The sequence below is a fragment of the Streptosporangium sp. H16 genome, from assembly GCF_051918855.1.
Taxonomy (GTDB): Bacteria; Actinomycetota; Actinomycetes; order Streptosporangiales; family Streptosporangiaceae; genus Streptosporangium.
In genome coordinates this window covers 167,761-193,748 of the sequence record NZ_JBPXMD010000002.1, presented here as the reverse complement: position 1 = coordinate 193,748, position 25,988 = coordinate 167,761, and the positions used below count along the sequence as shown (strand labels likewise).

The following is a 25,988-nucleotide window of genomic DNA, read 5'->3' as shown; positions in this document are numbered from 1 at the left end:
CATCCGCGCGGGTCAGGCGGTGGCGTGGGTGGCGTGCTCCTGCCGCAGCCGGATGCCGCCGCCGCGTCCCTCGCGCTCGCGGAGAATGGTGCGGAGCACCCGCAGGCCGTCGCGGACGGCGTGCAGGTTGCTGGCGCCGTGGATGCGGCTGCGCTCGTGGCTGGGGACCTCGCGGATGACGAGACCGGCCTGGGCGGCGCGGATGTTCATGAGGGTCTCGATCTCGAAGCCGTCGCAGTCGAGGTCGAGCGCGTCGAGGTGGCGGGCCCAGAAGGCGTTGTAGCCGTAGCACAGGTCGGTGTAGCGGGTGCCATACAGCCGGTTGGTCATCTTGGTCAGCACCGTGTTGCCGAGCGAGCGGATCGGGCTGATGTCGTCCGAGCCCCCGCCGGGGGCGCAACGGGAGCCCTTGGCGAAGTCGGCGCCCTCGACCAGCGCGGTCACGAAGGCGTGGATCTCCCGGCCGTCGGTGGACCCGTCGGCGTCGATCATGACGATGATGTCACCGGTCGCCGCGGCGAAACCCTCGGTGAGAGCGTTGCCCTTTCCCTTGCGGGTCTGGCTGACGACGCGCAGTCCCGGACGGAGGGCCTTGGCCACGGCCACCGTGTCGTCGGTGGAGTTGCCGTCGACCAGGATCACCTCGTCGATCCAGGATGGCAGGGTCGCGAAGACATGGGGGAGGTTCTCGGCCTCGTTCATGGCGGGGACGACCACGCTGACACTGAAGGCGAAGGGGGCGCTGTTCATGGTCCCAAGGTCTACCGAACCGCCTGCAGAACGCTTGAAAGCCTCTTGCAACCCCGTATGTGACGGAGGATCGTGCCTGTTGACCTCCCCTTGGGAGCGGCGAGAAGGTCTCTTCGCCAACCGTTCCCGAAGGGGAGGCGCGACCCGATGTGGATCGCAGGGGGTCGTCAGAAGGGGAGCGTACGACCCGAGGGGCTGCGCAGATCGAGCGGCACCGGTTCACGGGGCGGACGCGGACGTTGCACGACCAGGATCCTTTTCACGGTGCCGCTCCATTCTGGGCTTGATCACCGGGTGTTACCCATGCCAGGCCCAAGAATCACCTATCTCCGTATCACATGAAGAACACTGGCCACACGCTCCGCGGCCGTCGCGACGTCCTCCGCGTGGCCGATGCGCCCCGCCCAGGACAGCCAGAACCACCACTCGCCGTCCTCCTCGTGGGCGGCGAGCACGTCCTCGGTCCTGGCTGGGGCCATGGGGTTGATCACATGAAGCCGTGGATAAAGCCCTGCGGCCGACCTCAGCCGCACCTGGAAGGCGTGTGCCTCCAACTGGGCGGCCAACCGACGCAGGTGGTCGATGCCCTGGCCGTGCTCTGCCATCATCCGGATCACTCCTGGCGGACACTCGTGACTTGCTTCTTTGCAGAGTGCGGTTTTGCGGCACTTGAGGCAATCGGTCCTTCCGCAACCCCCCTCGGGAACAGTGGAATAGACCGGAAAGTCGCTGATGTTCCGTGGAGAAACCGCGAATAAAAGGAACGTCGCGCACAGCTGCGTTTACGCTGAGGTGCGTGTTTGTTAATGTTGTGTAAACAGCGACCGGGAGGGGTGCCGTGGCCCGAGGTGAGCATTCCCCCGCGTGCGCGCGACGGTGGCGGGAGCAGGCGGCGTCCAGGCAGTGGACCCACTGGCAGACCGCGCAGGCCATCCACGGCTGCTGCGGAGCGAGCCTGCTCAAGGCACACCGCCTGGCCAGGGGATGGTCGGCCAGGCAGTCCGTGCAGGAACTGGAGGAGCTCTGTGAGCGCCAGGACCTGGGCGAGGCGCGGGCCAGCATCGACCTGCTCAACGCCTGGGAGAACAACCGGGCACGGCCGCGCCCGCAGACCATCGATCTACTGGCTCGACTGTACCGCGCGAACGCCGTAAGACTGGGCCTGGCCGGAGATTACTGCGAGGACGGCGGGGGCACCAAGGTCGTGGTCGTCTCCGGCGGTGAGGCTCGCGCGCCGTACCAGACCGAGGAACGGGAACGGTCCGAGGACGACATCGAGCGGCGGGCGCTGTTCCACCACGCCCTGCTCGGCTCGAAGTCCGTGATGACCGGCCGGCTGCTGGCCGAGGTCGAGCGGACCCGCCAGGACCTGGACCGTACGCTCGCCCTGGCCACCGTCTCCGAGGAGCAGCTCGACCGGCTCGACGAGCAGGTGCTGCGCTACCGGCGCGAGTACATCAGCAGCGCGCCGCTGCCGATGCTCTACCGGCTCATGCTGGAGCTGTCGGACGTCCGGACGCTCTCGCTGGCCCGCCAGCCCGCGATGGCCCAGCGCCGCCTGCTCAACGCCACCGTCATGCTGGCGCTGCTGTCGGCCGACGCGCTGATGAAGCTCGGCGACACCCGCCAGGCCCACGCTTGGTACGGCACCGCGCGCAACGCCTCCGACGACATGGGCGACGTGCGGCTGCGCGCTCTCGTCCGGGCGCAGCAGGCGATGCTCCCCTACTACTACGGCGACCTGGCCGAGACCGTGCGGCTGGCCCGCGAGGCCAGGATGCTCGCCGGCAGCGCGCCCAGCTCCCCGGCGGCGCTCGGCGCGGCGGCGGAGGCGCGGGCCCTGGCCCGGATGGGCGAGCACAAGGCCGCCAGGATCGCGCTCGCCGAGGCGGAGCGGATCTTCGCCAGGATGCCCCCCGAGGGCCACGACCACCTGGCGTTCCGCTTCTCCGAGCGGCGGCTGCAGTTCTACCGGATCGGCACCCTGATCGAGCTGGGCGAGGACGTCGACTGGAACCCTGGGCCCGCCGGGCCCTCGATGCCGTACGCCATCGACCCGGTCCTCCTCCTGCTCGACCAGGCCGCGCACCTGGTCCGCGACGGCAAGATCGACGATGCCTGCCACCTGGCGGAGAAGGCGCTGCTCCAGGTCCCGCCGGAACACCGCACCTCTATCGTGCTCAACCGCGCGCGGGCGCTGCTGTCGGAGGTGCCGCAGACCAGGCACAGGGCGGCGGCGGTGCGACGCCTGAACGACCTGGTCACCGGCGCGGCACCGGTCAGCTGATGAACGCGCTCGCCGAGGAGGCGTTCACCGTCCTGCGGGAGGTCTGCGAGGACCTCGGCATCGACCACAGGGACGCGGAGTTGCTGCGGGTGCGCAGCAACGCCGTCTTCAAGCTGCGCAGCGAGATCGTGGTCAGGATCGCCACCGCTCCCAACGCGCTGACCCGGCTGCCGCTGGTCCTCGCGGTGGCACGCTGGCTCGCCGAGCAGGGGTTTCCCGCGGTGCGCCCGGCCGACGAGATCTCCGAGCAGCCCGTGGTGCACGAGGGCAGGGTCGTCACCTTCTGGCACTACGTTCCGGCCAGCGGCCGTCCCACCACCACGGAGCTGGGCGAGATCCTGCGCAGCCTGCACCTACTGCCGGTCCCGCCGGTGGCGTTGCGGCGTTTCGTCGACCCGCTGTGCGAGGTGCGCCGGGCCGTGGACCGGTCCGAGGAGCTCACCTCCTGCCAGCGGGCCTGGCTGCGCGACCGCATCGCGGAGCTGACGGAGCGCTGGTCGGACCTCGGCGTGGAGGACGAGCCGGTGCTGCTGCACGGCGACGCGTGGATCGACAACCTGCTGCGCTGCACGGACGGCCACGTGGTGCTCTGCGACTGGGACGGTGTCGCGGTCGGCCCCCGCGAGTGGGACCTGGTCCACACCTACCACGGCCAGCGGCGCTTCGGCCTGACCGCCGCCGACGTGGACGCCTTCGCCGACGCGTACGGCAGTGACCTGCGTTCCTGGCCGGGATACTCCACTCTCATGGAGGTCAGGGACATCTACGCGGTGGGCATCCACATCCGCAACGCCGCCGCCGACCCGTTCTCCCGGCGCGAGCTTCCCCGCAGGCTGGATTCCCTCACCCGAGGTGAGCAACATGCCCGCTGGTACATGGCCGAACCCGTTACTGTCTCCCAGTAAAGATCTTAAAACGGGGGCATAGTATGCCAAAGGTCACTCTGCGTAATACCTTCCACGTTCGCAACACCCCGGAGGCGCTCCACGCCCATCTGAGCCAGCCGCAGAGCTACGTGGGGCTCTCGCCGATGGTGGTCGCTGTCAAGGACGTCGAGCGGGGCGAGGCCGAGACCCGCTACACCTCGGTGGAGCGGTTCAGGTTCTTCGGCCTCGTCAAGTACGACAACATGATCAAGGTGACGTTGCGGAGCACGCCGCGGACCGTCGAGGGTGAGGTCGACAGCCCCGGCGGGGTGCGCCTGGACTACCGGTTCACCCTCAACGAGAAGGACGGGGGCACCGAGGTCGAGGACATCCTCGTGGTGCACGCCTGGGTCAGGCCGCTGCTGGGCTACGCCGCGAGGAAGGCCCGCGAGGTACAGCTCGCCCGCGCCGGGATCCTCGCCTCCCGCCTGGGTTCCGCTCCCTAGACTCCGTCCCCCGGGTGTCCCCCGGGTGTCCCCCGGGTCGCGCCCCGGGCTCCTTCCCTGGATGCCGTCTCCCGGGTTCCGCCTCCCGGGTTCCGTCACGGCCGGCGCGGCGGGATCCGCGGGCCAGGACCTAGGCTGGGGCGCGTGAGGGCGCCCACGGTCACCGGGAAGGTCATGGCCATCCTCGGCGCGTTCCTGCCGGGAGACGTGCGGCTGACGCTCACCGAGATCTGCCGCCGGGCCGAGCTGCCGCCCGCCACCGGCCACCGGCTGGTCAAGGAGCTGGTGGAGGGCGGGTTCATGGAGCGGCTCCCCGACGGCTCCTACCGGGTCGGGATGCTGCTGTGGCAGATCGGCGCCCAGGCCGCGGAGCCGAGGGAGCTGCGCGAGCTCGCCCTGCCGTACATGGAGGACCTCTACGCCGCCACCCGCGAGAACGTGCAGCTCGCGGTGCTCCGCGACGACCGGGCGCTGTACCTCGAGCGACTGCGCGGGCCCACCTCCGTGCCGGTCGTCTCGCGCGTGGCGGGGGAGTTGCCGCTGCACGCGACCGGGGTCGGCAAGGTCCTGCTGGCCTTCGCGGATCCGGAGACGGTGGAACGGGTGCTCGCCAGGGAGCTCACCCCGCACGCGCCGAACACGGTGGTGGACCCGGCGCGGCTGCGTACCGAACTGGAGGAGGTCCGCAGGACCGGGATCGCCCGCACGCAGGAGGAGATGTCGGTGGGCACCTGCTCGGTCGCGGCGCCGGTACGGGGGGCGGGCGGCCGGGTGGTGGCGGCGCTGTCGCTGGTGACCTGGCGGCACACCGCCGATCCGCGACGGCTGGCACCGGCCGTGCTGTCCGCCGCCGCCGCTCTCTCCCGCGACCTCGCCGCCGCTCCCCGCTGAGCGTTCGCGGCCGCCTCGCGCCGCCCGTCTCCCGCCGGCGGTGTTTCCCGCCACCGGCCTGACGGCTCCCGTACCTCCCGCTCCCGCAGGACGTTCACGGCCACCGCCGCTCCCGCGGGGTGGGGTTTTCCGCTGAGCGGAAGGGGGCGGTATGCGAGGGCGGACGGTACGGAATGCTCGGTGCATGCGAACTCAGGTCGGGATCGTCGGCGCGGGACCCGCCGGGCTGCTCCTCTCCCATCTGCTCCACCTGCGGGGCATCGACTCGGTGGTCCTGGAGGCGCGGAGCAGGGAGTACGTCGAGCAGCGCGTGCGAGCCGGGGTGCTGGAGCAGGGCACGGTGGACGTGCTCAACGAGGCGGGCGTCGGCGACCGGATGCGCGCGGAGGGGCTTTTGCACCACGGCATCGAGTTGCGCTACGGCGGGGCCGGGCACCGCATCGCCTTCGAGAAGCTGGTCCCCGGGCGGGCCATCACCGTCTACGGCCAGCAGGAGGTCGTCAAGGACCTCATCGCCCGGCGGCTGGCCGACGGAGGAAAGATCCTCTTCGACGTCCCCGACGTCGCGCTGCACTCGCTGGAGCAGGACCCCTACCTCACCTTCCAGGGCGAGCGCCTCGACTGCGACGTGATCGCCGGGTGCGACGGCTTCCACGGCGTCTCGCGGCCGTCGATTCCCGAGGGCGTCCTGTCGGTCTTCCAGCGCGACTACCCGTTCGCCTGGCTCGGCATCCTCGCGCGGGTCCCGCCGTCGTCCGAGGAGCTGATCTACTCCCACAGCGACCGGGGCTTCGCGCTGCACAGCATGCGCTCCCCGGAGATCAGCCGCTTCTACCTCCAGGTCCCCCCGGACGCCTCGCTCGACGACTGGCCGGACGAGAGGATCTGGGCCGAGCTGCGGGCCCGCCTGGAGACGGTCCCGGGGTTCGCGCTGGCCGAGGGGCCGATCATCTCCAAGGACCTGTCGGCGATGCGCTCGTTCGTCGCCGAGCCCATGCGTCACGGCAACCTCTACCTCGCCGGGGACGCCGCCCACATCGTGCCGCCCACCGGCGCCAAGGGGCTCAACCTGGCCGTCGCGGACGTCCGGCTGCTGACCGCGGCCCTGGCGGAGTTCTACGCGACGGGCTCCACCGGACTGCTGGACGCGTACTCCGACGGCTGTCTCAAGCGCGTCTGGCGCGCCCAGCACTTCTCCTGGTGGATGACGACGCTGCTGCACACCTTGGACGACGACGACCCCTACGGGCGGCGCCTGCAGACCTCCCACCTCGACTACGTCACCTCCTCCGATGCCGCGGCGACCACGCTCGCGGAGAACTACGTCGGCCTGCCCTTCGACTCCGGAACCCTCCCGTGACTCCCGCCGGCACGCACCCGCGCCGGCTTGTTCCCCGCACCGACTCATCCCCGCATCGACTCACCCCCGCACCGACTCGTCTCCGCCGGCCGCGGCACCGTGCTGCGAGTGCTCCGGACGGGCCGCCCCTCGGGGGCCCGCCCCCGAGGGGCGGAACCCTGAGGGGGAAGGCCCTACCTTTGCGGGCTTTCGCGCAGTTCAGAGGCATATAACGGGGAATATCCCCGATGGGTGGGCACTACCTCGTCCCGGGGACCATCCGGGACCGTTCAGGGGCGGCCGGGGGCTGTCTCCGATACTCCGTGATCTTGCTCGTCGCCATCGTTGAGGCATGGGAAGCCAGGCGTTCACGCGGCACACGATGATCCTCGGCGGCTACACGGCGATCGGCGCGGGAGCCGTCACGATGCTGGGACTGCACATGGTCACCGGTCTCGATCCGGTGCACACCGTGATCAGCGAGTACGCGTTCGAGGCGGACGGCTGGCTGCTGCCCCTGTCGCTCACGCTCTTCTCCGTCGCGGCGACCATCATCGGGGCCATGCTGGCCCGTCGCGGCGAGGATCGCGCGGTGGCCCTGCTGGTCGGGACCTGGGGTCTGTGCATGCTGCTGATCGGCGCCTTCCCGACCGACGAGCCCGGCGTACCGCTGTCGATGTCCGGTGGCATCCACAGGTACGCGGCGTTCGTGGCCTTCCTCACGATGCCGATCGCCGGGCTGCTCCTGGCCAGGCGGTACGCGACCAGCCCGTACGCCCGTCCGGTCCGGCTGCTCAGCCTGGCCGCCCTGGGCGTGCTGGTCCTGGTGGTCCTCCCGTACGTGGTGCGGATGCTCGGTGTGGACCTGACCAACGACGACATCCCCGCCGGGGTGATCCAGCGGCTGGTGGTGGGGTTCGAGGTGGCGGTGCTGGCCATGCTGGGGCTGGTGGCCGGTGCCAGGCACGGCCGCGTCCACCGCCCGTTCCCGGCGACCGCCCGCGCCTGACCGTTCCCGGTCGAAGGTTCCCACGCGGTCCGCTCGGCCTGACCGTTCCCGGTCGAACGTTTCCGCGCGGTCCGCTCCGCGTGGCAGGTTGACGGTCCCGGTGCCCCGGCCTACCTTCTCAGGAAGCGACCGCTCGGTACGTAACCGTCGGCCGGTCGGACCACCCCCCGGAGGACGCGCATGCCGGTCGTGAACACCGTCAGAGGCCCCGTCGACGTCGCCGACCTGGGCCAGACCCTCATGCACGAGCACGTCTTCGTCCTCTCTCCCGAGCACGTCGACAACTACGGCAGGGGCATGTGGTGGGACGAGGAGCACCGGGTGGCCGACGCCGTCACCAAGCTCAGGGCGGTGGCGGCCAAAGGCGTGAAGACCGTCGTCGACCCGACCGTGTGGGGACTGGGCCGCTACATCCCGCGCGTGCGGCGGGTGGCCGACCAGGTGCCGGAGCTGAACATCGTCGTCGCCTCCGGGATCTACTCCTTCGACGAGGTCCCGCACCAGTACGAGCACCGGGGCCCCGGCCTGATGATGGACGTGCCCGAGCCGATGGTCGAGGACTTCTCCCGCGACATCGTCGAGGGCATCGCCGACACCGGGGTGAAGGCCGCGTTCCTGAAGTGCGCGATCGAGAGTAAGGGGCTCACCCCCGGCGTCGAGCGGATCTGCCGGGCGGTCGCCCGGACCCACCTGCGGACCGGCGTGCCGATCACGGTGCACACCAACCCCTCCACCGGGAGCGGGCTGGTCGTCCTGGACCTGTTCCTGAAGGAGGGGGTCGACCCGGCCAAGGTCGTGCTCGGGCACTCGGGCGACTCCAACGACCTCGACCACCTGATGCGGCTGGCCGACACCGGCGCGACGCTCGGCATGGACCGCTTCGGACTGGACGCCTACAACTCCACGGCGTCCCGGGTCGCCACCGTCGTCGCGCTCTGCGAGCGTGGCTACGCCGACCGGATGGTGCTCAGCCACGACAGCGCGTGCTTCATGGACTACTTCGGCGCGGCCTGGGACGACGGCATACCGCTGGCCGCGCCCAACTGGCACTTCGGCCACATCCACGACGACGTGCTCCCGGCCCTGCGGGAGGCCGGGGTGAGCGACGCGCAGGTGGACCAGATGCTGATCGACAACCCTCGCCGCTACTTTTCCTGACTTTTCGTTATTTGTCGTACGGCTGCCCTACGCTCCCGGAAAGTCGATCAACCGAGAAGGTGGAGCATGGCCGCGCGGAGCACTTACCTGGAACTGTCCGAGGACGGCGGGAGCTCGCACAAGTTCTACGAGGTCGTGGTCGACGGAACCGAGGTGACGATCAGATACGGCCGCATCGGCGAGTCGGGCCAGTCCAAGGCGTCGGCGTTCGCCAGCGCGGCGAAGGCCGAGGCGGCCGCCGCGAAGAAGATCAACGAGAAGGTCCGCCGGGGTTACGCCCCCGCCGTCCAGGGGGTGCGTCAGCGCCGCGCGGTCACCCGGCGCAGCGTGGAGAGCACCCGCTCCACCGCCACCCAGGCGCCGGTGCTGTGGCGCTTCGCCAGCGGCGCGGCGGCGTTCGGCATCTTCGTCGACTCCGAGCGCTGCTGGGTCGGCAACCAGCGCGGCGACGTCTACACCGTCACCCACGGCGGTACCGTCACCGGCCGCTTCAAGCTGCCCGACGGGGTCAAGTGCATCGTCGGCGACGACTTCTGGATCTACGCGGGCGCCGACGACGGCAAGGTCTACGACCTCGGCGGCAAGGTCCCCAGGGTCGCGTACGAGATCGCCGAGGACGTCGACATCTACTGGCTGGACATCCACGACGGCGTGCTGGGCGTCTCCGACCGCGCGGGGCGGATCACCACCATCGACCACGAGGACGAGTTCCAGTGGGCGCGCATGGGCAGGGGCGACTCGGCCTGGATGGTCCGCTGCGACGACGAGGCCGTCTACCACGGGCACTCCACCGGGGTGGCCCGTTACGACGCCGCCGACGGAACGCCGGTCTGGGAGACGCCCCTCACTGGCGCGGTGCTGTTCGGCTGGCAGGAGGCCGACTCGGTCTACGCCGGAACCTCGCGCTCCGCCGTGCATCGCCTGCGCAAGTCGGACGGCGCCTCCCAGGCGGTCTACCGCTGCGACGCCACGGTCTTCTCCTGCGCCACCGCCCCCGGCGGCCGGTACGTCTTCGCCGGTGACAACCACTCCTCGATCTACTGCTTCGACCAGAGCGGTGAGCGCCTGTGGAAACTGGCGACCGGCTGCGGCTCCGCCTTCTCCATGCAGTATCTCGACGACCGCCTCTACATCGTGACCACCGACGGCACCCTGGCCTGCATCGACGCCACCGAGGAGGCGATCAGGGCGGCGCAGGACGGTACCGTCCCCGAGGCCGTGGACGTCAAGGCGTCCGCCGGGCTGGCGGTGGTGGAACCCGCCACCGCGCTGGAGACCGTGGTGTTCGACACCGTCCCCGACACCGGCGACGGCGTGGTGGTGGAGTGCTTCCGCGAGGGTGAGCGGCTCCGGGTGCGGGTGGTCAGCGAGGGCTACGACGTGCGGCGCAACGTGCAGTTCCCCAAGGGCGTGCGCGAGGCCGGGGCCCGCTATCTCGTCGAGGGCGTCCGCTTCTCCGAGCGGGGCGGTTTCTACCGGGCGTACGGCGACATCAGGCGCCTGCTCTGATCTTCCCGCCGGACGGTCGGCGGCAAAACTAACGAGATTTTGTCAGATACTGCCCCTTCCTGACCTCTCTCCCGAGTGGATGTCCTAGCGTCCGATACATGGTGCACGACTTCCGCGGTGCGGCTCCGGCGGGGACGGGGAAGAAATCCCCAGGTGAAGGCTCGGCGCGCGAGGGATTCGCGCGGGAGGGCGCGGCGCGCGGCGGGGAGAGCGCGGTCGCCGTCGTCGTGGAACTGAACGTTTTCCCGATCAAAAGCGCGGGCGGCACCCCCCTGGCCGGCGCCGAGCTGACACCGACGGGGCTGCGGCACGACCGCGAGTTCATGCTGGTCCGGCCGGACCTGCGGCACCTGTCGCAGCGGGAGCTGCCCCGGCTGGCGACGCTGCGGCCCGCGTACGACGGCACGGAGCTCGTCGTGGGCGCGCCCGGGGCGGTGACGCCCCTGGTCCACGAGCCGGTGGACGGGCCGGTGCTGGAGGTGACCGTGCACGGGAAGCCCTGCCAGGGCGTGGACCAGGGAGAGACGGCCGCCGCGTGGTTCTCCGACCTCCTCGGAGCGCCCTGCCGCCTGGTCCGCTTCGCCGGCACCCGGCCCACCTCGCGGGGCGGCGGCACGCTGGCGTTCGCCGACGCCCACCCGCTCTCCGTACTGTCACGCGAGTCCCTCGACGACCTGAACCGGCGCGTGGACGGCCCGCTGCCGATGGACCGGTTCCGGCCCAACATCGTGCTGGAGGGCCTCGGCCCCTACGGCGAGGACGCGTTGTCCACGCTGCGCGTCGGCGCCGCCGAGATCGAGCTCGTCAAGCCCTGCGCGCGCTGCGTCATCATCAACGTCGACCAGGACTCCGCGCGCAAGAACGGCGAGCCTCTGCGGGTGCTGGCCGGCTACCGGACCCGGGTCTTCGAGGGCGATCGCGGCGTCATGTTCGGCAGGCTCGGCATTCCGCGCGCCCTCGGCACGATCGCGGTCGGTGACACGGTCACCGCGTCGTGAGCGACGGCGAACGGGAGAAGCCCGTCGCGGGCCGGAACCGAGGGTGCGGGTTCCGGCCCGCGACGGGCCGGGTCAGGCCGGGTAAGGCCAGGTCAGGCGGGGTCGGTCAGGTGGGGGCGTTCCACTTCTGGTTGGCGGTGCCGGTGCAGGTCCAGATCTGCAGGCGGGTGCCGTTGGCGCTGGACTGGCCGGTGGCGTCCAGGCACTTGTTGGCGGCCGGGTTCACGAGATCGCGGGTCGCGGCGTTGTAGGTCCACCGCTGGGCGGTGGTGCCGTTGCAGTCGTACAGCTGGATCTGCGCTCCGTCGGCGGTGGAGGCGGCGGTGACGTCCAGGCACTTGCCGAGGGCGCGCACGGTGCCGTCGGTGCCCAGGGTCCACTGCTGGGCGCCGGTGCCGTTGCAGTCGTACAGCTGGATGGGGGTGCCGTTGGCGGTGGAGGCGGCGGCGACGTCGACGCACTTGCCGCCGATACCGGTGATCTGTCCCGTACGGCCACCGCCGCTGGGCGGGGCGTAGACGCGGACGTAGTCGACGGTGAGCTGCTGGGGGAAGGTGGTGGAGGCGTCGGGCGAGCCGGGCCAGTTACCACCGACGGCGAGGTTGAGGATCATGAAGAACGGGTGGTCGTAGACCCAGGGGTTGCCCCGTGTGTCGGCGGGGGTCTTCCTGGAGTACTGGACGCCGTCGACGTACCAGGTCACCGCGCCGGGTTCCCAGTCGACGGTGAAGGTGTGGAAGGCGTCGGCGAAGGCCTGGCCCGCGGGGAGGTTGTAGCTGCCGCTCAGCGGATTGGCCCCGAAGTAGCCGGGGCCGTGGAGGCTGCCGAGCACCTGCCCGGGGACGCTGCCGACGTTCTCCATGATGTCGATCTCGCCGTTGGCGGGCCACTGGGCCCCTCCGGTGCCCAGCATCCAGAACGCGGGCCACATGCCCTTGCCCCGGGGGAGCTTCATCCGCGCCTCGAAGCGGCCGTAGGCGCGGGTGAAGGTCGCGGCGGTGGTCAGCTTGCCCGAGGTGTACTCGCACGAGCCGTACCAGCAGCCGAGTCCCGCGGGGTTGCCCTTGCGCGCGGTGATGACCAGGTTGCCCGCGCCGTCGTGGGCGATGTTCCCGTTGCCGTCCGTGTAGTACTGCCGCTCGTTGTTCCCCCAGCCGCCGCCGCCGACGTCCCGGCGCCACTTGGTGGTGTCGGGGCCGGTGCCGGAGGCGGCGTTGAACTCGTCCGACCACACGAGGGGGCCGGGGGCGGGCGCCGCCAGGGCCCGCTGGGCGGCGGGCTGGGCGGCGGTGCTCCGCGCGGCGGTGGCCTGGGCGCCCGCCGGGGAGGGGACGAACGTGGCGGAGCCGAGGGCGAGGAGCGTCGCGGCCAGGAGGCCGCCGAGACGCGCGCGCCGCGTCCGCGAGCGGCCCTGTGAGTGGTCCTGTGAGTGGCCCTGTGAGTGGTCCTGTGAGTGGTCCTGTGAGTGGCCCTGTGAGTGGCTCCGCGAGTGGCGGGGGCCGGGAAGGGGCGCCGGGCTGGTGGAGATCATCGGCTGTTCCTTTCGATCCGGTGTCCGCTGGAAGCTGGAAGGACTGGAAGGGGGCGTCACGGTCTAGAATCCGGCCGTGATGCGGGTGAACTCCCAGTTGGGCTGGGAGATGCCGCTGCACTCGGAGCCCGCGTCGCCGCCAGGGCAGGGGCGGTCGCGGTTGACCGCCCAGTAGGCCAGGCGGGTCAGGCCCCTGGCCTTGGCCCAGTCGCGGATCTGGGTCCAGGCCGCCACCGTGGTCAGCTCGCCCTGGTCGGACAGGCCGTTCATGCCGGAGATGCCCATCCGGGCGTACGCCTGCGCGTCGGTCCAGCCGTTGGCGGCCTTGAGCGCGTTCTTCAGGCCCTCGGCGGAGCTGACGGTGGCGTTGTAGATGTTCGAGGCGCCGAAGTTGAACGGCATGATCGTGTAGTTGTCGATCGGGACGTTGAGCGCCCTGGCCTGGTTGATCAGGCGGACACCGGTCGAGCTCGGGCCGTTGATCCCGGTACCGAAGGTGACGGCGATCTTGACGTTCGGGTTGTTCTGCTTGACGATCTTCAGGCCGTTGAGGATGCGGTCCTGGACGGTGAAATTCTCGAACTCGTCGGTGTTCTCGATGTCGAAGTCGACGACCGCCGGGCCGACGGCGTCGATGACCTGCTGCACCGCGCCGGCGTAGGCGGCCGGGGTGGAGCAGTTCGGGCCGAGCTTGTTGCCCGACCAGCCGCCGAAGGAGACCTGCACGCTGCCGCCCGCGGCCTTGATCTGGTTGATCGCGGCCTGGTCGGTGCCGCCGGTCAGCGGCCTGGAGCCGTCCCAGCGCGGGGTGCAGCCGCCGCCGGACAGGATGAACGCCATGGTGAAGGACTTCACGCCGGTGGTGCTCATGATCGTCGCCGGGCTCGGCGGGTTGCCCCAGCCCATGTAGAGATACGGGGCTCCGGCCATCTTGCCGGCCGGCGGGGGGTCCGTGGGCGGGTTGCCGCCGCCGTCGCTCGGGGCGTTCCACTTCTGGTTGGCGGTGCCGGTGCAGGTCCAGATCTGCAGGCGGGTGCCGTTGGCGCTGGACTGGCCGGTGGCGTCCAGGCACTTGTTGGCGGCCGGGTTCACGAGATCCCGGGCCGCGCTGTAGGTCCACTGCTGGGCGGCGGTGCCGTTGCAGTCGTACAGCTGGATCTGCGCTCCGTTGGCGGTGGAGGCGGCGGTGACGTCCAGGCACTTGCCGAGGGCGCGCACGGTGCCGTCGCCGTTGCGGGTCCACTGCTGGGCGGCGGTGCCGTTGCAGTCGTACAGCTGGATGGGGGTGCCGTTGGCCGTGTTGGCCGCGGCGACGTCGACGCACTTGCCGCCGATGCCGGTGATCTGCCCGGTGGCGGCGGCGGCCGGCGTCGCGGTCGTCACGCCGGCGAGGGCGAGGACGACGACGGTGAACATCCCGCCGAGCGTGGTGGGAAGCGACATGCGACGGCGCCGGCGAGGCGACTGTCCGGTGTCCATGCGCGGATTTCCTTCCGTCTTGGGGAGTGACGTACGGGTGACGCCACGCCCCGGTGGGGACGCGACGCGCGCGTGACGTCACGACCCGTATCAGGGGGTGACATGCGGGTGGTGCCGGACGCGGCGAGTGTGCTTTCCGCGAGCGGCCGCACGGTGGCCCGGGGGCGGGCCCGCCCTGCGGCGGCACGCGCTGCTCGGCGCGTCCTGGGCCCTGCCGCGACGGATACGGCAGGGAGAACGGGAGCCTTCACGGGCGGGGGGCGGCCAGTGCGCCCCACACCCGTGACGGGGTGTGGTCAGGGCGGCGGGGCGAGCGCGATCACCACGCCCGCCGCCGTCCGGCGTCAGGGAAGCGAGTCATGGGGGTCCCTTCACGGCAAGGTCTCGCTTGCCCGGGACCTTAAGCCAGCCTTCATTCTCAAGTCAATACAAGGAGTAAAAAAAGCGTCGCGGCTTCGGGTCCCGGATTGTGCGGAGCGCTGCGAACTGGCGGTAAAAAGGAAAGTTTATTTACGGTGGAACCCCTGAAGGGAACGTTCCATGAGGCCTTGCTGTCAGGATCTCCTGTCAGAGAATTCCGGGACGGCGGCCGGAGAGGCGCGTGCGAGGCTCCGCGCCCGTGGCGGGACGGCGTCCCGACCATCCGCGGCGTGACGTTATTCAGTGTCCTTTCCGACTTTTCGTATGGTGTGATGTCCGGTACGTGGCGAGCCCTCGCGCGCGCCGCCCGCCGATCGACAGTGGGGTTTCACTCATGCTTCGTGGAGACAGGGTCCTGCTCAGGGCCATCACCAAGGAGGACCTGGTCCCGCTCCACCGGTTGAACGACGACGTGGAGACGGCGGCCGGAGCGACCACGGCGCCTTGGGTTCCCGAGACGATCGACCAGGTCATCGCCCACTACGAGCGGCGCCAGGCCGATCCGGCCAACGTCGGCTTCGCCATCCAGTCCCTTTCCGGAGATCTGCTCGGATCCGGCAACGTCTGGGGGATCGACACCCTCAACCGCAACGGGCACCTGGGCATCTCGCTGCTTCCCGAGGCGCGCGGCCACGGCTACGCCCCCGACGCGCTGAGGCTTTTGTGCGACTACGCATTCCGTATCCGCGGCCTGAACCGGCTGGGCCTGGAGACGCTGGCCACCAACAGCGCGATGATCGCCGCCGCCGAGAAGACCGGCTTCCGGCGCGAGGGCACGCTCCGCGAACACGCCTGGGTGGCCGGGTCCTTCCTCGACGAGGCGCTGTTCGGCCTCCTCGCCTCCGAGTTCCACGACCCGCGCACCACGAAGGACCTGTGAGCGATGAAGACCTGGCTTCCGATCGGCCTCGGCGTCCTGCTCGTGCTGGCGGGCGGCCTCTGGGCGCTCCAGGGTCTCGGTTACGTGGGCGGCAGCTCCATGAGCGGTGCGCGGGAGTGGTTCTGGATCGGCCTGGCCACCATCGTTGTCGGTCTCGTCCTCGCCGTCTCCGCCTTCCGCCGGGGCCACCGCCCCCGGTGAGCGTGGCCGGTGCCACCGGCCGCCGTTCCCGCGCCGGCGACACGGCGCCAGATACCGGTCGGCGGCGGGGGCTCCCCACGCCTGGCATTCGTACGGTGACCCGGTTCAGGTGAACCCGGCCGGACAGGAGGGCTCGGGGGTCACCGGCAGGGCCACCGCCGCGCGAAGGCGGTGGCCCTGCCGGTCCCGATGCCGCTCGGGTGCCCGCTGTCGTCGCGGCACCCGATCCGCGCACCCGCACGGGGCGGTGTGTCCCGTGCGGGTGCGCGACGGGTGCCTAGCGCTTGCCTCCGGAGCCGTCGAGCCCGGCGCGGCGCAGCGCGTCGGCCATCGCGCCGCTCGGCGCGTTGCGCTGCCGGCCGCCGCCCTCCTGGCGCTGCCGGTCGCCGCGGCCCTGCCCGCCCTGTGCGCCCTGCCCGCCGCGACCCTGCCCGCCACCGCGCCTGCCGCCGCCGTCGCCCTGGCGCTGCCCGCCGCCCTGCTGGTCGCGCTGGTCGCGCGGCCCTCGGGGGCCCGAGGGCTTGACGTCGTCCTCCAGTCGGAGGGTGAGCGAGATGCGCTTGCGCGGGATGTCGACGTCGAGCACCTTCACCCGGACGATGTCGCCGGGCTTGACCACCTCGCGCGGGTCCTTGACGAAGGTGTGCGACAGCGCCGACACGTGGACCAGGCCGTCCTGGTGCACGCCGACGTCGACGAACGCGCCGAAGGCGGCGACGTTGGTGACCACGCCCTCCAGCAGCATGCCGGGCGTGAGGTCGGAGAGCTTCTCCACGCCCTCCTTGAAGGTCGCGGTCTTGAAGGCGGGACGTGGGTCACGGCCCGGCTTCTCCAGCTCGGCGAGGATGTCGGTGACGGTCGGCAGGCCGAAGGTGTCGTCCACGAAATCCTGCGGGCGCAGGGCCCGCAGCGCCGTGCCGTTGCCGATCAGGGACGCGAGGTCGCCGCCGGTGCTCTTCAGGATGCGCCGCACCACCGGGTACGCCTCCGGGTGCACGCTGGAGGTGTCGAGCGGGTCGTCGCCGCCGCGGATGCGCAGGAAGCCCGCGCACTGCTCGAAGGCCTTCGGGCCGAGCCTGGGGACCTCCTTCAGCGCCTTGCGGGAGCGGAACGGGCCGTTGGCGTCGCGGTGCTGGACGATGTTCTCCGCGAGCCCGGAACCGATGCCGGAGACGCGGGTGAGCAGCGGCGCCGAGGCGGTGTTGACGTCGACGCCGACCGCGTTCACGCAGTCCTCCACCACGGCGTCGAGCGAGCGGGAGAGCTTGGTCTCGGCGAGGTCGTGCTGGTACTGGCCGACGCCGATCGACTTGGGATCGATCTTGACCAGCTCGGCCAGCGGGTCCTGGAGCCGCCTGGCGATCGACACGGCGCCGCGCAGCGACACGTCCATGCCGGGCAGCTCCTGCGAGGCGAACGCGGAGGCGGAGTAGACGGAGGCCCCGGCCTCCGACACCACGACCTTGGTCAGCCCGGGAACCAGCTTCACCAGCTCGCCCGCGAGCTTGTCGGTCTCGCGCGAGGCGGTGCCGTTGCCGATCGAGACGAGCTCCACGTCGTGCTTCTTCGCCAGCGCGGCGAGGGTGGCCAGCGACTGGTCCCACTGGCGGCGCGGCTCGTGGGGGTAGACGGTGTCGGTGGCCAGCACCTTGCCGGTCGCGTCGACCACCGCGACCTTCACCCCGGTGCGCAGCCCGGGGTCCAGCCCCATGGTCGCGCGGCTCCCGGCGGGCGCGGCGAGCAGCAGGTCGCGCAGGTTCGCGGCGAACACGCGCACCGCCTCCTCCTCGGCGGCCTGCCACATGCGCATCCGCAGGTCGATGCCGAGGTGGACGAGGACGCGGGTGCGCCAGGCCCAGCGGACCGTGTCGGCCAGCCATGCGTCGGCGGGCCGTCCCTGGTCGGAGATGCCGAAGTGGTGCGCGATGCGGCCCTCGTAGGTGCCGGTGGGCTCCTGCTCGGGCTCCAGGGTGAGGGTGAGGATCTCCTCCTTCTCCCCGCGGAACATCGCCAGGATCCGGTGCGAGGGCAGCTTGGTGAACGGCTCGGCGAAGTCGAAGTAGTCGGAGAACTTGGCGCCCTCCTCCTCCTTGCCCTCGCGGACCGCCGCGACGAGGCGGCCCTTCGTCCACATCCGCTCGCGCAGCTCGCCGACCAGGTCGGCGTCCTCGCCGAACCGCTCGACCAGGATCGCGCGGGCGCCGTCCAGCGCGGCGGCCGCGTCGGCCACCCCCTCGCCGACGAACGCCTCCGCCGCGGCCCGCGGGTCGACGGACGGGTCCGCGAGCAGGCCGTCGGCGAGCGGTTCGAGCCCCGCCTCCCTGGCGATCTGCGCCTTGGTCCGCCGCTTGGGCTTGTACGGAAGGTAGATGTCCTCCAGGCGGGCCTTGGAGTCGGCCGCCAGGATCTGCGCCCGCAGGGTGTCGTCGAGCTTGCCCTGGCCCTGGATGGACTCCAGGATCGCGGTGCGCCGCTCCTCCAGCTCCCGCAGGTAGCGCAGCCGCTCCTCCAGCGTGCGCAGCTGCGTGTCGTCGAGCATCTCGGTGGCTTCCTTGCGGTAGCGGGCGATGAACGGCACCGTGGCCCCGCCGTCGAGCAGGTCCACCGCCGCACTCACCTGTCGCTCGCGCACACCCAGCTCTTCGGCGATCCGCTGATGAATAGACGTGGTCACGATCTCTCTTCCTCTGTGATGGCGGTCTCCAAGCTACCGCCTCACCCCCTGGAGGGCCGGAGAGCCGGAGGGATGAATCACCTGAGAGCAGGAAAAGAACCGTGCGGTCGTACGGGGAGCCGCGAAGTCAGGGCAGTACCTCGAAGGTGGGGGTCAGCCGGGTCCACTCGACGGTCGCCCCGGCCGCGTTGCCGCCGGGGGTGCCGGTCACCCAGTGCGTGAGCTGGGGACTCTCCCTGCTGTCCTGGATCACCCAGGTCGCCCCGGTGTCGATGCCGTCCCTGAACAGCCGGGCGGTCCCCGCGCTGTCCACCCGTACCCTCCAGGTCGCCGTGCGGCCGGCCGTGTCCAGCGAGTACACCTTCTCCCAGACGGCGGAGCCCTTGCGCATCGTCCAGACCCCGCTGCGCTGCACGGTCAGCATGAGCCGCCTGGCGCCGTTGGCCACCTTCGCGCCGAGGCACACACCGTTTCCGGTACGCGGGTCGAGCGCGCTGTCGTCGTCCACCCGGCCGCGGAACTCCAGGGTGAAGTCGCATCCCTTGGAGGCGTCGAGGGGGAAGGACGCCCGGGACGCCGCGGTGCCGGTGCTCGCGAGCCGGAGCCCGCCGCCCGCGATCCGCGCGCCGCCGTCCAGCGTCCAGCCCCTCGCGCCGGCGCCCGTGGTCCAGTCGCCCGCGGCGAGGGGCGCGCCGGAGACGGGACGGGAGATGTCGAGCCTGGCGACCTTGATGTTGGTCTGGTTGTGCTCCCAGACGACGAAGAACCGGCCGGGCTCGTACTCGTCGGCGCTGGGGTAGACGTCCCACCCCCGGGCCGCGCCGCTCGTCAGCCGGGGGCCGTCGGCGAAGAGCCGCGCCGGCTCCCAGGGCTCGCCGGGCCGCCTGACCTTGTAGTAGAGCACCTCACGATACTGGTCGGGCTTGCTCGTCGAGGAGCCGGTGAACGGCCCGGCCAGCGTGTTGAAGATGGCCAGGTGGCGGCCCGCCGAGTCGCGCGTGAAGAACGTCTTGACGTAGTAGTTGGGCAGGTCCGTGTCCAGTCTCAGCGGCGACCACGTCAGCCCGCCGTCGGTGCTGGTCGCCGTGGCGCTGTGGGCCGCTCCCGAGCGGTAGCGGGCGTCGCGCGCCGCCGCCGAGGTCCCGCTCCTCAGGTCCAGGGCACGGGTCACCATCACGAGCGTCCCGGGGTCGTCCTGGGAGAGCGCGATCTGCGGCTCCTCGACCGCCACCCCCGGCGGGTTCTCCGCGATCCCGCCGGAGGTCCAGGTCACCAGGTCGGCCGAGCGCAGCACGCCCGCCTTGTTCGTACCGCCCGAGTGCCGCCAGTACGGCACCAGCCACACACCGCCGAACCGCAGCGGCCTGCCCGCGACGACCACGCCCCTGGCGTTGTCCGGCACGTCGACGGTGACGGGGAAGGCGGTCCACGTACGGCCGCCGTCGGTGCTCCTCCTGACGGCCAGCGAGGTGGGGAAGCCGTCGACCTCGCCCTCCCTGTCACGGTCGCGCTCGACGGAGATCACGCCGAGCAGCGCGTACAGCGTGCCCGCGTCGTTGAGGAGGATCACGTAGTGGTAGCGGGTCGTCGCGGTGGCGGCGGCGAGCGTGCCCACCGTCCACGTCAGGCCGCCGTCCTGCGAGCGGGCGTACATGATGGAGCCCTGGTCGGTCGGCGCCGGGTCCCGCGCGTCCCGGACCCCGGCCCGCCAGGCGACCACCAGCCGCCGGTGGTCCAGGGCGACGATGTCGGGAACCCTGTTGCCCTCGTGGGCGAGCTCCCCGTCGGGACTCCTGTCCACCGTGCCGTACACGGTGACGGGAGGGCTGACGTCCGATCCGACGATCTCGGTTTCCGGCCACGGCATGGATCACAGCGAACAGGGGGCGGATGGACGGGAGGTTACCGGGGGGTGACGCCCGCACGGCCGTCGTCCCGCACCCGGGAATGTCCGGTGAATGAAAACCGTTATCATCGGCATCGTGCGACCCGCCAACCCGAGAGGAGCCGACCGTGGCCAGGAACGAGGTGCGCTCAGTGATCAAGCTGAGGTCGACCGCGGGCACCGGTTTCACCTACGTGACCCGCAAGAACCGGCGTAACGACCCCGACCGGCTCACCCTCGTCAAGTACGACCCGATCGTCCGCCAGCACGTTCCGTTCCGAGAGGACAGATAGCCATGAAGAAGGGCATCCACCCCGACTACCGCCCGGTCGTCTTCCGCGACCCGAGTGCCGGTTTCGCCTTCCTGACCCGTTCGACCGTCGGCAGCCGCAAGACCGTCGAGTGGGAGGACGGCAACGTCTACCCGGTGGTCGACGTCGACGTCTCCTCGGCGAGCCACCCCTTCTACACCGGGCGCAGCCGGGTCGTCGACACGGCCGGGCGCGTCGAGCGCTTCAAGCAGCGCTACGCCAAGCGCTGACACCGGATCGGACCGGCCGGCCCTGCTCGGGCCGTGCCGGTCCCGTCAGCCGCAGGTGATCTCGGTGAAGGCCGGGGGAGTGGCGGCGGCTCCCACGAAGCCGATGTCGGAGACGGTCTCCCCCGGCGGCAGCGACGGCTTCTCCGTAGGAGCATGGATCATCGCGACGGGACCGCTCTGCATGTGGGTGCCGTTCCAGGACTGCCTGAAGGTCGCCTCGCGCGGCTGCATCCACTGGATGTACCAGTCACGCATCGGCTGGTCGGTGGTGTTGCTGATCGTCGCGGCACCCCGGTAGCCACCCGGCCATGACTCCACCAGGGTGACCGTCGCCCGGCACCTCGCGGAGGCCTTGGCGGTGGTATCGCGCTTGGAAGTCGCGTGAACGGACGTGGGGGGCGAGGACGCCGGGGATGCCGGGGTGTCCCCGTGGACCGACGGGGACGCCGGGACGGCGCTGTGGGGGGGCGAGGAGGGCGGGTGCGCCATGGCGTGCCCGCCCTCCGGCGTTCGGCCGGCGCAGGCCGCCACGATCAGGGCCGCCGCCGCTCCGAGCGAGACGAGACCCAGCAGTGGAGCGATCTTCGTGGTGGGCGGCACGGGACTCCCTTCCGCCCTTTCGCGAGGGCGCGGCGGTCGTGGGGAGGCGGTGGTCCTGCGGTGGTCCTGCGGTGGTCCTGCGGTGGTCCGGCGGTCTTTCCGTTCCGCCGGTGCGGGGCGGGGGTGGTGCGGGACGGACGAAGACGGGCACGCGTCGGTCCCCGCCGGTATGTGCCGGCGGGGACCGCGTCCCGCTAGGGGCTGCTACAGGTGACGGAGGGGGAGCCGCTGGTTCCCGTTCCGGTGAATCCGAAGGTGGTCGAAGCACCACCCGCTATCGTCCGGTTCCACTCGACGTTCTTGGCCGTGACGGTGGACCCGGATGTGGTGTGCGTGGCGCTCCACAGGCTGTTCACCGTGCTGCCGCTGTTGAGCGTCCATCTCGCCGTCCAGCCGTTGAAGGCGGCCGTGCCCGTGTTTCTCACGGTCACCTCCCCCTGGAAGCCGCCCGTCCAGGTGCTGACGGTCCGGTAGGTGGCGGCGCACGCGCCGGGTCCGGGCGTCGGGGTCACGGTGGGAGTTGGGGTGGGGGTGGGGGTCACAGTGGGGGTGGGAGTGGGGGTGGGCGTCGGGTCATTGCCCGTCCGGCCGACACCGGTCACCTCGCCGTTACCGCCGTCGAAGACGACGTCGGAGCAGTTGTAGAACGTCTCCGCGCTGTCGGAACGCTTCCACACCGAGTAGATGATGTGCCGGCCGGACTTGCCCGACGGGAGCCTGGCGTTCCAGTAGTAGTGGGCGTCGTTGGTGCCCGGCGAGCCGACGCTCTGCGGGTGGTCGGCCGTGTGGAACGGCTCGCTCTCCAGGTCGTCCCAGGTCAGCGCCCGGTTGGGGTTCCAGCCGTCCTTGGTGATGTAGAGGTAGAACCAGCCGGGGTGCGCGGCCCACTTGTTGTACTTGAACTGGATGGACGCGCCCGAGGTCAGGTGCGTCACCGGCCAGTTGGCGCTCGGGAGGTCGAACCCGCTGTATCCGGGGTTGCCGCCGCTGCACGCCTGGCCGTCGGGGATGAACCCGCGGGTTCGCCCGGCCCCGTCGGACCTCAGCAGGCTGAACCAGTTGTACAGCGAGTTGGCCCCGCTCTGGGCCACCGCCGCCGAGCACGCCTGGTTGATCGGCACGATGTTCCCCTGCGGGGAGAGACCGTCCTGCCAGCAGAAGAAGGTCCTGCTGCCGGGCGTCATCATGGCGCCGTGCGCCGAGGCCGGTAGGGGAACGAGGACGACGGCAAGAAGCGCGGTCATGAACGTGACCACACCGGCGACAGCCATACTTCGCCATTTACTCACAGAATTACCCTCCCTTTCGAGGGGTGACGAGTCGCTGATCAATGGCGGTGAGGCGCTCACGCGAGACGGACTCTAGGTCGCCGATCCCGGCGTGTAAACGGAGTGTTTCCTCCGTGGTGCGGCAACGGCTCGTCGTACCAGTTCAGGGCGGGTATGCGGGGGTTTCGCGAGATGAAAGGTTCACGGCCGGAGCGTGTCCCGGCGGGGTTTTCACGCGCGGGCTCCCTGGAGACGGGAGAACGCCGTACGACAGAACGGAAGACCGGCCGGAAGGGCGTTCCGGCCGGTCTTCGCCGTGAGGGCGGGCCCGGGACGCATTCCTTTCCCGGTATGGCTACCGCTTCCCGGTACGGCTACCGCGTGCTTCCCGCCGCGACCTTCTCCAGCGCGGGGCCGGAGAGCCGGTACCTGTCCCATTCGTCGACGTGTTCCGCGCCGATCGCCCGGTAGAAGTCGATGGCCGGGGTGTTCCAGTCGAGCACCGACCATTCGAAGCGGCCGTAGCCGCGCTCCACGCAGATGCCCGCCAGCGTGGCGAGCAGCTTCTTGCCGTACCCGCTACCCCGGTGCTCGGGGTGGACGAAGAGGTCCTCGAGATAGATGCCGTGGGTGCCGAGCCAGGTCGAGTAGGAGACGAACCAGATCGCGAACCCGGCGATCCTCTCCCCGTCGACGGCGATGTGGCAGAACACGCTCGGGGAGGGGCCGAAGAGCGCCTCGTGGAGCATGTCGGGGGTGGTCTCGACCTTGTCCAGCGCTCTCTCGTACTCCGCGAGTCCGCGGATCATGTCGATGATCGCCGGGACGTCGTCCGGCGTTGCGGGGCGAATCATGCTCGAAGTCTAGGCGCGGGCCGAGGACGAGCCGAGCCTTAAAAGGGATTTTCGATGATAAAACATGTTATATGGGGTCGCTTGGCTGGACGGGGGCTCCCTCCCGTAAGTTGTCTGCTGATCGAAGTGCGGGTCGTTGAGAGAGGTGGGTCCCATGTCGACAGAGCCCAACGGGGAGCGGTTGGCGGAGCTCAGGCAGGCGTTCGCGGCCATCGACACCGATGGCGACGGGTTCATCACGGAAAGCGAGTTCCGCGAGCACTTCCCCGCCCTGCCCGCCGAGGCCATCGGGTCGCTGAACCAGAACGGCGACTCCGACGGCGACGGCCGGTTCTCGTTCGAGGAGTTCGTCCGCCTGGTCGCTCGCGACTGATCCGCCTCCGGCACCCGGCAGCGGCCCCCTCGCCCGCTGCCGGAACCGGCGGCCTCCTCCGGGAGCGGATGCCGCCGTACCCACCTTCCGGGTGTCTTCGTCCAGGACCTCCGCACGCCACCGGCGATCGGGATCAGCGCGAGACGGGGACGACCCCGTCGGAGACCTCGCGCAGTGACTCCTCGACGGTGGAGTCGATGGGGAACGCCTCTCTCAACCTGGTCAGGTCGAGCAGGCGGCCGAGAAATCCGTGCACGCCGACGAGGCGCAGCCAGCCCTTTCGCTCGTAGGCGCGCCGCAGGCTCGTCAGCAGCACCCAGATGCCCGTGGAGTCGCAGAATTCCAGCCCCGTCGTGTCGACGACGAGGCAGACGTGGCCGCGCCTCATGAAGTCCGCGAGCCTCTCCTCCAGCAGAGGCGCCGATGACTTGTCCAGATCGCCGATCAGGGTCACCACGGAGAAGTGTGGATGGGTGTCCACAGTGACGGATAGTCGAGTCATATCGCCCCGCTGTCTACGGCAGTTGGCGACAGCGCCCTGTCGGGAGCCGTACGAAGGACGGGTGCCACTGGCCCCACCGTACGCCCGTGGCTCATGACAGTTCAACAAGTGATTACGAACAGCCGGTGGTCAGGAAGGCCGGTGACCGGACGCCGCGACCTGTTCCCGCCACCTGGCCCGGACGTCGTCCTCCCAGGTCGGCGCGGTCGAACGGGCCTCGACTCCCTCCCCCCGGACGCCCACGCGGAGTGACGGGCGAGGACCCGTGGCGGGGCACCGTTTGCCCTGCCCGCCCCCGGGCACGCCAGGGGGATGGGAACCACTGATCCGGCGGTGCTCACCGTCAACGCGGGATCGTCGAGCCTCCAGCTTCACCTCGTCCGGGACGGACAGGTCCTGCGCACCGAGCACAGCGAGCAGAGTCCCGATCCCGGAGCGGCCGAGCGGGCGATCGCGGACTTCCTCGACGCAGCCCCCGGCACCGGCCTCGCCGCCGTCGGCCACCGCCTCGTCCACGGAGGCGAGGCCGTACGCGAGCCGACGGTCGTGGACGACGGCGTGCTGGAGGCGGTACGGGAGTACGCCGACCTCGCCCCGCTGCACGTGCCGCCCGCCCTCGCGCTCGTCGAGGCCGCCCGGCGCAGGCTGCCCGACGTCCTGCACGTGCTCTGCCCCGACACCGCCTTCCACGCGGGACTTCCCGACGCCGCCGCCACCTACGCGCTGCCCGCCGAGTGGAGGAGCCGCTACGGCCTGCGCCGCTACGGCTTCCACGGCCTGTCGTACGCCTGGGCGCTGGGACGGGCCGCGGAGCTGCTCGAGCGGCCCGAAGGAACCCTGCGGGTGGTGCTGGCCCATCTCGGCGGAGGCTCATCGGTGTGCGCCGTCCGCGAGGGGCGCAGCGTGGACACCTCGATGGGGTTCACCCCGCTGGAGGGGGTCCCGATGAGCAAGCGGTCGGGGAGCGTCGATCCCGGCATGCTGCTGTGGCTGCTGTCCGGTTCCCGGCTCACGCTCGACGAACTGCGCGAGGGCCTGGAACACCGGTCGGGACTGCTCGGGCTCTCTGACGGCAAGTCGGGCGACACCCGGGAACTCGTCGCCTCCGGGGATCCCGCCGCCGCGCTGGCCCTGGAGGTGTTCGAGCACCGGGTGAGCCGGGAGGTCGCCGCCGCCGCGACGAGCCTGGACCGGCTCGACGCGCTCGTGTTCACCGGGGAGATCGGCTGGGACCAGCCGGAGGTCCGCGAGGCCGTCTGCCGCAGGCTCTCGCTGCTCGGTGTCGAGCCGCCCGCCCGTACCGACCTCGACGCCGACGGCACGGTCAGCGCGCCCGGCGCGTCCGTGCCCGTGCTGGTGGTCCGGCCGAGAGAGGAACTGCAACTCGCCAGGGAGACCCTCGGCGCGCTCGGCCGGCACGCGTGAGGATCCGATGCGGGGTCCGGCCGCCGTTCGGGGAGCCGTTCG

Annotated in this window: 25 protein-coding genes; 15 read left to right on the top strand and 10 right to left on the bottom strand. The window is 70.9% G+C overall.

Features of this window, described 5'->3' with window-relative positions:
- Window positions 1-12 precede the first annotated feature (12 nt).
- Together ACTOQ2_RS03895 and ACTOQ2_RS03890 are read right to left on the bottom strand one after the other, a co-directional pair.
- Window positions 13-750: a glycosyltransferase family 2 protein gene (locus ACTOQ2_RS03895; RefSeq protein ID WP_440098294.1), complete on the bottom strand. Its 738-nt coding sequence runs from the start codon at window positions 748-750 to the stop codon at window positions 13-15.
- 323 nt (window positions 751-1,073) lie between these two features.
- Window positions 1,074-1,358 (bottom strand): hypothetical protein, encoded by a 285-nt coding sequence (locus tag ACTOQ2_RS03890; protein ID WP_440065807.1) that lies wholly within the window; start codon window positions 1,356-1,358, stop codon window positions 1,074-1,076.
- Between the two features lie 230 nt (window positions 1,359-1,588).
- Here ACTOQ2_RS03890 and ACTOQ2_RS03885 point away from each other — a divergent pair, with 230 nt between their 5' ends.
- The 9 genes from ACTOQ2_RS03885 (at window position 1,589) to ACTOQ2_RS03845 (ending at window position 11,313) form a co-directional block, all read left to right on the top strand.
- Window positions 1,589-3,037 carry a helix-turn-helix domain-containing protein gene (locus ACTOQ2_RS03885; RefSeq protein ID WP_440098292.1) on the top strand — a complete coding sequence of 483 codons (1,449 nt, stop codon included), beginning with the start codon at window positions 1,589-1,591 and terminating at the stop codon, window positions 3,035-3,037.
- A complete protein-coding gene (locus ACTOQ2_RS03880) occupies window positions 3,037-3,942 on the top strand; it encodes a phosphotransferase enzyme family protein (RefSeq protein ID WP_440098291.1) in 906 nt (301 codons plus the stop codon). Before ACTOQ2_RS03885 ends, ACTOQ2_RS03880 begins: the two co-directional genes overlap by 1 nt.
- A gap of 23 nt (window positions 3,943-3,965) precedes the next feature.
- A complete protein-coding gene (locus ACTOQ2_RS03875) occupies window positions 3,966-4,409 on the top strand; it encodes an SRPBCC family protein (protein WP_440098289.1) in 444 nt (147 codons plus the stop codon).
- 144 nt (window positions 4,410-4,553) lie between these two features.
- Window positions 4,554-5,300 carry an IclR family transcriptional regulator gene (locus tag ACTOQ2_RS03870; protein WP_440098288.1) on the top strand — a complete coding sequence of 249 codons (747 nt, stop codon included), beginning with the start codon at window positions 4,554-4,556 and terminating at the stop codon, window positions 5,298-5,300.
- Between the two features lie 184 nt (window positions 5,301-5,484).
- On the top strand, window positions 5,485-6,660 hold the full coding sequence (locus tag ACTOQ2_RS03865; protein WP_440098287.1) for a 4-hydroxybenzoate 3-monooxygenase: 1,176 nt from the start codon (window positions 5,485-5,487) through the stop codon (window positions 6,658-6,660).
- Between the two features lie 331 nt (window positions 6,661-6,991).
- Window positions 6,992-7,648 carry a DUF998 domain-containing protein gene (locus ACTOQ2_RS03860; protein ID WP_440098286.1) on the top strand — a complete coding sequence of 219 codons (657 nt, stop codon included), beginning with the start codon at window positions 6,992-6,994 and terminating at the stop codon, window positions 7,646-7,648.
- 180 nt (window positions 7,649-7,828) lie between these two features.
- Window positions 7,829-8,806: a phosphotriesterase family protein gene (locus tag ACTOQ2_RS03855; RefSeq protein WP_440098284.1), complete on the top strand. Its 978-nt coding sequence runs from the start codon at window positions 7,829-7,831 to the stop codon at window positions 8,804-8,806.
- A 66-nt stretch (window positions 8,807-8,872) separates the two neighbouring features.
- A complete protein-coding gene (locus ACTOQ2_RS03850; protein WP_440098283.1) occupies window positions 8,873-10,315 on the top strand; it encodes a WGR domain-containing protein in 1,443 nt (480 codons plus the stop codon).
- Between the two features lie 98 nt (window positions 10,316-10,413).
- A complete protein-coding gene (locus ACTOQ2_RS03845; protein ID WP_440098281.1) occupies window positions 10,414-11,313 on the top strand; it encodes an MOSC domain-containing protein in 900 nt (299 codons plus the stop codon).
- Between the two features lie 106 nt (window positions 11,314-11,419).
- On the opposite strand, the gene ACTOQ2_RS03840 is transcribed toward ACTOQ2_RS03845, so the two are convergent.
- Together ACTOQ2_RS03840 and ACTOQ2_RS03835 are read right to left on the bottom strand one after the other, a co-directional pair.
- Complete coding sequence (locus ACTOQ2_RS03840) at window positions 11,420-12,844, bottom strand: ricin-type beta-trefoil lectin domain protein (RefSeq protein ID WP_440098280.1); 1,425 nt, start codon at window positions 12,842-12,844, stop codon at window positions 11,420-11,422.
- Between the two features lie 63 nt (window positions 12,845-12,907).
- The gene (locus ACTOQ2_RS03835; RefSeq protein ID WP_440098279.1) at window positions 12,908-14,323 is read right to left on the bottom strand and encodes a ricin-type beta-trefoil lectin domain protein; all 1,416 of its coding nucleotides are present in this window, start codon (window positions 14,321-14,323) and stop codon (window positions 12,908-12,910) included.
- Window positions 14,324-15,077: 754 nt separating this feature from the next.
- On the opposite strand from ACTOQ2_RS03835, the gene ACTOQ2_RS03830 reads away from it, so the two are divergent.
- Together ACTOQ2_RS03830 and ACTOQ2_RS03825 are read left to right on the top strand one after the other, a co-directional pair.
- Complete coding sequence (locus tag ACTOQ2_RS03830) at window positions 15,078-15,623, top strand: GNAT family N-acetyltransferase (RefSeq protein WP_440098278.1); 546 nt, start codon at window positions 15,078-15,080, stop codon at window positions 15,621-15,623.
- Between the two features lie 3 nt (window positions 15,624-15,626).
- Window positions 15,627-15,824: a hypothetical protein gene (locus tag ACTOQ2_RS03825; protein WP_440098277.1), complete on the top strand. Its 198-nt coding sequence runs from the start codon at window positions 15,627-15,629 to the stop codon at window positions 15,822-15,824.
- 277 nt (window positions 15,825-16,101) lie between these two features.
- Here the strand turns inward: ACTOQ2_RS03825 and ACTOQ2_RS03820 are convergent, their stop codons facing one another.
- Window positions 16,102-18,498 (bottom strand): Tex family protein, encoded by a 2,397-nt coding sequence (locus ACTOQ2_RS03820; RefSeq protein WP_440098276.1) that lies wholly within the window; start codon window positions 18,496-18,498, stop codon window positions 16,102-16,104.
- 127 nt (window positions 18,499-18,625) lie between these two features.
- On the bottom strand, window positions 18,626-20,365 hold the full coding sequence (locus ACTOQ2_RS03815; RefSeq protein WP_440098275.1) for a sialidase family protein: 1,740 nt from the start codon (window positions 20,363-20,365) through the stop codon (window positions 18,626-18,628).
- A 146-nt stretch (window positions 20,366-20,511) separates the two neighbouring features.
- On the opposite strand from ACTOQ2_RS03815, the gene rpmG reads away from it, so the two are divergent.
- A complete protein-coding gene (gene rpmG, locus ACTOQ2_RS03810) occupies window positions 20,512-20,676 on the top strand; it encodes a 50S ribosomal protein L33 (RefSeq protein WP_329084587.1) in 165 nt (54 codons plus the stop codon).
- 2 nt (window positions 20,677-20,678) lie between these two features.
- Window positions 20,679-20,924, top strand: coding sequence for a type B 50S ribosomal protein L31 (locus ACTOQ2_RS03805; protein WP_362687236.1), 246 nt, complete (start codon window positions 20,679-20,681; stop codon window positions 20,922-20,924).
- A 45-nt stretch (window positions 20,925-20,969) separates the two neighbouring features.
- Here ACTOQ2_RS03805 and ACTOQ2_RS03800 read toward each other — a convergent pair whose 3' ends face one another.
- From ACTOQ2_RS03800 to ACTOQ2_RS03790, 3 genes are all read right to left on the bottom strand, one after another.
- Window positions 20,970-21,524, bottom strand: coding sequence for a cellulose binding domain-containing protein (locus ACTOQ2_RS03800; RefSeq protein ID WP_440098273.1), 555 nt, complete (start codon window positions 21,522-21,524; stop codon window positions 20,970-20,972).
- Window positions 21,525-21,718: 194 nt separating this feature from the next.
- Entirely contained in the window at window positions 21,719-22,768 is a 1,050-nt protein-coding gene (locus ACTOQ2_RS03795) for a lytic polysaccharide monooxygenase auxiliary activity family 9 protein (protein WP_440098272.1), read from the bottom strand.
- Window positions 22,769-23,166: 398 nt separating this feature from the next.
- The gene (locus ACTOQ2_RS03790) at window positions 23,167-23,646 is read right to left on the bottom strand and encodes an N-acetyltransferase family protein (RefSeq protein ID WP_440098271.1); all 480 of its coding nucleotides are present in this window, start codon (window positions 23,644-23,646) and stop codon (window positions 23,167-23,169) included.
- Window positions 23,647-23,800: 154 nt separating this feature from the next.
- Here ACTOQ2_RS03790 and ACTOQ2_RS03785 point away from each other — a divergent pair, with 154 nt between their 5' ends.
- Entirely contained in the window at window positions 23,801-24,019 is a 219-nt protein-coding gene (locus ACTOQ2_RS03785) for an EF-hand domain-containing protein (protein WP_440098270.1), read from the top strand.
- A gap of 133 nt (window positions 24,020-24,152) precedes the next feature.
- Here the strand turns inward: ACTOQ2_RS03785 and ACTOQ2_RS03780 are convergent, their stop codons facing one another.
- Window positions 24,153-24,500 carry an STAS domain-containing protein gene (locus ACTOQ2_RS03780; RefSeq protein WP_440098269.1) on the bottom strand — a complete coding sequence of 116 codons (348 nt, stop codon included), beginning with the start codon at window positions 24,498-24,500 and terminating at the stop codon, window positions 24,153-24,155.
- 333 nt (window positions 24,501-24,833) lie between these two features.
- On the opposite strand from ACTOQ2_RS03780, the gene ACTOQ2_RS03775 reads away from it, so the two are divergent.
- The gene (locus ACTOQ2_RS03775; RefSeq protein WP_440098267.1) at window positions 24,834-25,946 is read left to right on the top strand and encodes an acetate/propionate family kinase; all 1,113 of its coding nucleotides are present in this window, start codon (window positions 24,834-24,836) and stop codon (window positions 25,944-25,946) included.
- Window positions 25,947-25,988 lie beyond the last annotated feature (42 nt).